The organism is Pseudomonas sp. G5001, from assembly GCF_013385475.1.
Lineage (GTDB): Bacteria > Pseudomonadota > Gammaproteobacteria > Pseudomonadales > Pseudomonadaceae > Aquipseudomonas.
In genome coordinates, this window is record NZ_JACAPZ010000068.1 from 1 (window position 1) to 6,096 (window position 6,096).

The window sequence follows — 6,096 nt, forward strand, 5'->3', positions numbered from 1 at the left end:
CGCTGTAAGAGCGGAACCCATATCAGCCGTTACTAAAAAAACGGATATGTACTCCGAGCCAAAAGCCGGACCAACTTCAACGTCTTCTGTGGTCACTTATGGAAAAGTCAAAGCTTCGCAAAACAGGAATGGCCCTGGCCCTGGCAATCGCCGCCGCCCTGACCATCTACACCGTGCAGGCCCCCGCAGACGCGCCGCAATACCTGACCGCTACCGCCGAGCGCAGTGACATCGAAAACGCCGTCCTGGCCACCGGCCTGCTCGAAGGCGTCAAGCAGGTCGATGTCGGCGCCCAGGTTTCCGGCCAACTCAAATCCCTGAAGGTCAAGGTCGGCGACAAGGTCAAGAAGGGCCAATGGCTGGCCGAAATCGACCCGTTGATCCTGCAGAACACCCTGCGCAAAGCCCAGGTCGACGAAGAAAACCTCCAGGCCCAACGCCGCGCTACTGCGGCGCAACTCAAGGAAACCAAATCCGTCTACGAACGCTATCAGGGCCTGCAGGAGGACGAATCCGTGTCCCGTCAGGACTTCGAAACCGCCGAGTCCAACTACGAGGTACAGCGCGCCAACCTGATGTCCCTCGACGCCCAGATCAAAAGCGCCCACATCCAGATCGACACCGCCAAGATCAACCTGGCCTACACCCGCATCGTCGCGCCAATCGACGGCGATGTAGTGGGCATCGTCACCCAGGAAGGCCAGACCGTGATCGCCAGCCAACTGGCACCGGTGCTGCTCAAGCTCGCCGACCTGGACACCATGACCGTCAAGGCCCAAGTCTCCGAAGCGGACGTGATCCACATCAGTCCGGGCCAGCAGGTGTATTTCACCATCCTCGGCGAGGCCGACAAACGCTACTACGCCAAATTGCGCGGTACCGAACCTGCCCCGCAGAATTTCCTCGAAACCCAGACCGCCGGCACCCCCAAGCAAAACACTGCGGTGTTCTACAATGCGCTGTTCGACGTACCCAACCCCGACCACCGCCTGCGCATCGCCATGACCGCCCAGGTGCGCATCGTGCTCGACACCGCCAAGGCCGCACTGACCGTGCCGGTGGCCGCACTCGGCCCGCGCAATGCCGATGGCAGTTTCCCGGTGCGGGTGCTGGACGCCAAGGGCAAGGCCAACACGCGGCAGGTGCAGACGGGCATCAACAACAACGTCAAGGTGCAGATCCTCGATGGCCTGGCCGAAGGCGACAAGGTGGTGATCGGCGACCCATCGCCTGCCGTGGCGGGGGGCTGATTGATGACTCAGCCACTGCTGGAGCTTAAAGGCATCGTGCGCAGTTTCATGGCCGGTGACCGCGAATTCATTGCGCTCAAGGGCATTGACCTGACCATCCACGCCGGGGAAATGGTCGCGATCACCGGGGCCTCGGGCTCGGGTAAATCCACCCTGATGAACATTCTCGGCGGCCTCGACTACGCCACCGCCGGCAGCTACAAGATCAATGGCATCGAAACCCGCACCCTGGGGGATGAGCAACTGGCCGAGCTGCGCCGCGACTACTTCGGTTTTATCTTTCAGCGTTACCACTTGCTGGCGCACCTGAGCGCGTTGCACAACGTGGAAATGCCGGCGATTTATGCCGGTACGCCGGAAACCGCCAGGCACAGCCGCGCCGGGGAATTGCTGGCACGCCTGGGGTTGTCGGGGCATTTGACCCATCGCCCGAGCCAGCTGTCCGGCGGCCAGCAACAGCGCGTGAGTATCGCCCGGGCCTTGATGAACGGCGGCGAAGTGATCCTCGCCGACGAACCCACCGGCGCCCTCGACACCCACAGCGGCAAGGAGGTGATGCGCATCCTGGCCGAGCTGCACGCCGCCGGGCACACGGTGATCATCGTTACCCATGACCCGAAAGTCGCGGCCAATGCCCAGCGGATCATTGAGGTGCGCGATGGCGAGATTGTCAGTGACCGCGCCAATCAGAGTGTCGGCCTCGACCTGCCCACCGAAGCGCCCATCGAGCCCAAGCGCAGCGGTGCGCGCAAGTTGGTGGCGAGCCTCGGGCTGTTCAAGGAGGCCTTCAACATGGCCTGGGTGGCGCTGATTTCCCATCGCATGCGCACCTTGCTGACCATGCTCGGCATTGTCATCGGCATCACCTCGGTGGTGTCGATCTCGGCCATCGGCGAAGGCGCCAAGCGCTATGTGCTCAAGGACATCCAGGCCATTGGCAGTAACACCATTGATATCTTTCCCGGCAAGAGTTTTGGTGACAGCCGTGCGTCAGCCATCGAGACGTTGTTGCCGTCGGATGTGGATGCGCTGAACCAGCTGTATTACGTCGACAGCGCCACGCCGGTGGTGGGGCGCAACCTGTTGCTGCGTTACGGCAATATCGACCTGGACGCCCAGGTCAATGGGGTCAGCGATCGCTATTTCCAGGTCAAGGGCCTGAAGCTCGAAGCCGGAATTACCTTCAGCGAAAGCGACGCCCGGCGCCAGGCCCAGGTGGTGGTGATCGACCACAACGCGCGCCATCGACTGTTCGCGCCCGGCGTGGATCCGTTGGGCCAGGTGATCCTGGTGGGCAACCTGCCCTGCACCGTGATCGGGGTGACGGCCGACAACAAAAACATGTTCGCCGCCAGCAAGGCGTTGAACGTGTGGGTGCCGTACGAGACGGCAGCGGGGCGGCTGTTGGGCCAGCGTCATCTGGACAGCATCACGGTGCGCATCAAGGACGGCCAGCCGAGCAAGGTGGTGGAAGAGAACGTCACCAAGCTGATGTTGCAACGTCACGGCACCAAGGACTTCTTTACCAACAACCTCGACAGCATCATGCAGACGGTGCAGAAAACCAGCCGTTCCCTGGCGTTGCTGCTGTCGTTGATTGCAGTGATTTCGTTGCTGGTGGGCGGCATCGGAGTGATGAATATCATGCTGGTGTCGGTGACCGAACGCACCCGCGAAATCGGGATTCGCATGGCAGTGGGCGCGCGGCAATCGGATATTCGCCAACAGTTCCTGGTGGAAGCGGTGATGGTCTGCCTGATTGGCGGGATGATCGGCATCTCGCTGTCATTCGCCATCGGCTATCTGTTTTCGTTGTTTGTGAAAGAGTGGGAAATGGTGTTTTCCCTGGGCTCGGTGGTGACGGCGTTTGCGTGTTCAACGTTGATCGGGATTGTGTTCGGGTTTGTGCCGGCGCGGAATGCGGCGCGGTTGGATCCGATTGAAGCCCTGGCCCGGGATTAGGCCGGGAAGAGATCAAAAAATGTGGGAGCGGGCTTGCTCGCAAATGCGCTGGATCAGTCACACATGTATTGACTGACACTGCGCATTCGCGAGCAAGCCCGCTCCCACATTTGTTCCTCGGTGTTCTAGAGAGTGGCGTTGTCTTCTGTGGAATACATCCACCGCATCAACGAATGCCGGCCACTGATGCCCATCTTGATCGCAGCCCGCTTGAGGTAGCTCTCGATGGTATTGACCTTCAGTGCCAACTGCTCCGCCAGTTCCGGTGCGGTACGCCCGGCCAGCAGCCCCACGCACACCTCAAGCTCCCGGCTGGACAGGGCCAGCCCCGATTGCGCGAGGCGCTCTTCAAAGCGCCGGCGCAAGGTGTCGATGCCTTGTTGCTGCGGCGCTTCGCTGTCCGGACCGCTGGGTTGCAGGGCGCTGATGTGTTTTTCAACCATCGGCAGCAGCAGGGAGGAGAAGTCTTGCAGGATGATCCGCTCCTGCTGGGAAAAACTTTCGCAGGGGTTGGAGCGATACACCGACAGCACGTAGCTGACGTCATCCTTGCGCCGGGTCAGGTGCAGTTGGGCGGCGGCCTGGGCCTCTTCCTGCCCTGGCAGCGGGTCGGTGTACACCGGGCTGATCCCCGTCATTCGCGAACTGCCTGCCTTGCGCGGTGAACTCACAGGCATTTGGGTGATGTGCGTCGCGTCGACCGCCAGTTGGGTGAGGATCAGGTCGTGCAGCATGCGCGGGAAATGCCGGCTGCCGGTGCTGGCGATGACTTTGCCAATGTGGGGGAACAGGTGTGAGTTCATCATTTCATCCATGAGTTTCAATGAGGGCGGCGTACAGGGCAGTGATCTCCATGACTGCCGCCTCGTATGCTAGTACAGGCTTTCGCAAACGGGCCAATGAATGGATCAAATTTTTTGCGGTGCAGGGCGCAATGGGAGAAGCCCGACCTTTTCAGGCCGGGCTATTGATAAACGTCGCGCCTGCCTGTGAATTTACTTCAAGCGTGATGAACGTTGTGTTGCACCGCCCGGGATTTCGGCTTTACGGCACAGGCCTCCAGGGCTTGGGCAACGTCGGCCAGCAGGTCGGCGACATCCTCAAGGCCCGCCGAGAGTCGCACCAGCCCTTCGGAAATCCCGTGGTGGGCGCGCTGCTCCGGGGTGTAGGTGGAGTGGGTCATGCTGGCCGGGTGCTGGGCCAGTGACTCGGCGTCCCCCAGGCTCACGGCCCGGGTGAACAGCTTGAGGGCGTTCATGAAGCGTCGGCCCATGTCGATGCCGCCCTTGAGTTCAAACGCGATCATGCCGCCGGATTGTTTCATCTGCCGCGCGGCCAGTTCGTATTGAGGGAAGGAGCGCAGGCCGGGGTAGGTCACCCATTCCACCAGGGGATGGGCCTGCAAGGCTTCGGCGATGGCCAGGGCGTTGCTGCAATGGCGGTCCATGCGCAGGGCCAGGGTCTTGAGGCCGCGCATCAGCAGGGCGGCGTCCTGGGGTGACATCACCGCACCGGTCAGGTCCTTGAGCCCTTGCAGGCGAATGCGCTGGGCCAGGGCCTGGCTGCTGACGGCGATGCCGGCGGTGATATCGCCGTGGCCACTGAGGTATTTGGTGGCCGAGTGCACCACCACGTCGGCGCCCATTTCCAGCGGGCGTTGCAGGTAGGGCGTGCAGTAGGTGTTGTCCACCACCACGGTGATACCGGGTTGCCGGTGGGCGATCTCGGCGACGGCGGCGATGTCCACCAGTTGCAGGTTGGGGTTGGCCGGGGTTTCGAAGTAGATCATGCGCGTGGCCGGGTTGATGGCCTCGCTCATGGCGTTCAGGTCGGTGAGGTCGACGTGGCGCACCTTGATGCCGAACTCGCCGATGCCGTGGTGCAGCAGGGCGAAGGTGCAGCCGTAGAGGGTCTGGCTGACGATGATTTCGTCACCGGGGCGCAGCAGGGTCCAGAACGTCGCGGCAATTGCGCCCATGCCGGAGCTGAAGGCGACAGCGGCTTCGCCGTTTTCCAGGGTGGCCATGCGCGATTCCAGCAGGGCCAGGGTGGGGTTGGAGATGCGGGTGTAGAAGTGTCCGCTCTCTTCGCCGGCGAAGCAGGCGGCTCCGTATTCGGCGGTGGGGAAGGCGAAGGTTGCCGACAGGTAGATGGGCGGCACGAGGGCGCCGTGGTGGTCCTGGGGGTCATAGCCGTGATGGATGGCGCGGGTGGAAAAGCCGAACGTGTTGTGTTTATTTTTCATGGTCGGACGCTCCTTATTTCCTACAATGCTATGCTTATAACGGCGGCTGAACGTTCCATAGTTTGCTGGGAAAAGCCGGTAGATTGGGATGAAAAACAATAAAAACGACGTTTTGAGGCAAGATATGCCCATGCATCTGGATCGGACTGACAAGGCACTTTTAAACGCCTTGCAGGGTAATGCGCGGTTGACGGTGGCGGAGTTGGCGGAGCGGGTGTCGTTGACCACTTCGCCGTGTTGGCGGCGGGTGAAGAACCTTGAGGACAGCGGGGTGATCGGCGGTTATCAGGCGATCCTGTCGCCCAAGGCGCTGGGGTATGGGGTGACGGCGTTTGTCAGCATCATGATGGATACGCACTCCCGGGAAGTTGCCCGGGCGTTTGAGCAAAGGTTGCTGGAGATTCCCGAGATTGTGGCGTGTCATAACGTTTCGGGGCGGTATGATTTTTTGTTGGAAGTGGTGGCGAAGGATCTGGAGTCGTTTGGAGAGTTTGCGCGGGAGGTGTTGCAGGGGTTGCCGTGTGTTAAGGAAATTTACTCGAGTTTTTCTTATAAGTCGGTGCGGCCGTTGCGGGTGATTCCTTTGCCGGAGTGATGGTGTGCATATCCGTTATTTGGGTAACGGCGGCTTATGGTTTC

At 61.1% G+C, this 6,096-nt stretch carries 5 protein-coding genes; 3 read left to right on the plus strand and 2 right to left on the minus strand.

All coding sequences use genetic code 11. From position 1 onward, the window contains the following. The first annotated feature begins 98 nt into the window (after positions 1–98). Together macA and HX805_RS32115 are read left to right on the plus strand one after the other, a co-directional pair. The gene (macA, locus tag HX805_RS32110; RefSeq protein WP_032898521.1) at positions 99–1,250 is read left to right on the plus strand and encodes a macrolide transporter subunit MacA; all 1,152 of its coding nucleotides are present in this window, start codon (positions 99–101) and stop codon (positions 1,248–1,250) included. Positions 1,251–1,253: 3 nt separating this feature from the next. Next, complete coding sequence (locus HX805_RS32115) at positions 1,254–3,212, plus strand: MacB family efflux pump subunit (protein ID WP_003212489.1); 1,959 nt, start codon at positions 1,254–1,256, stop codon at positions 3,210–3,212. 125 nt (positions 3,213–3,337) lie between these two features. Here HX805_RS32115 and HX805_RS32120 read toward each other — a convergent pair whose 3' ends face one another. Both HX805_RS32120 and HX805_RS32125 read right to left on the minus strand, forming a co-directional pair. Next, positions 3,338–4,027, minus strand: coding sequence for a helix-turn-helix transcriptional regulator (locus HX805_RS32120; RefSeq protein ID WP_177117659.1), 690 nt, complete (start codon positions 4,025–4,027; stop codon positions 3,338–3,340). 185 nt (positions 4,028–4,212) lie between these two features. Further along, on the minus strand, positions 4,213–5,457 hold the full coding sequence (locus HX805_RS32125) for a methionine gamma-lyase (protein WP_177056102.1): 1,245 nt from the start codon (positions 5,455–5,457) through the stop codon (positions 4,213–4,215). A gap of 124 nt (positions 5,458–5,581) precedes the next feature. Between HX805_RS32125 and HX805_RS32130 the strand changes: the two genes are divergently transcribed. After that, the gene (locus HX805_RS32130; RefSeq protein ID WP_008430161.1) at positions 5,582–6,052 is read left to right on the plus strand and encodes an Lrp/AsnC family transcriptional regulator; all 471 of its coding nucleotides are present in this window, start codon (positions 5,582–5,584) and stop codon (positions 6,050–6,052) included. Positions 6,053–6,096 lie beyond the last annotated feature (44 nt).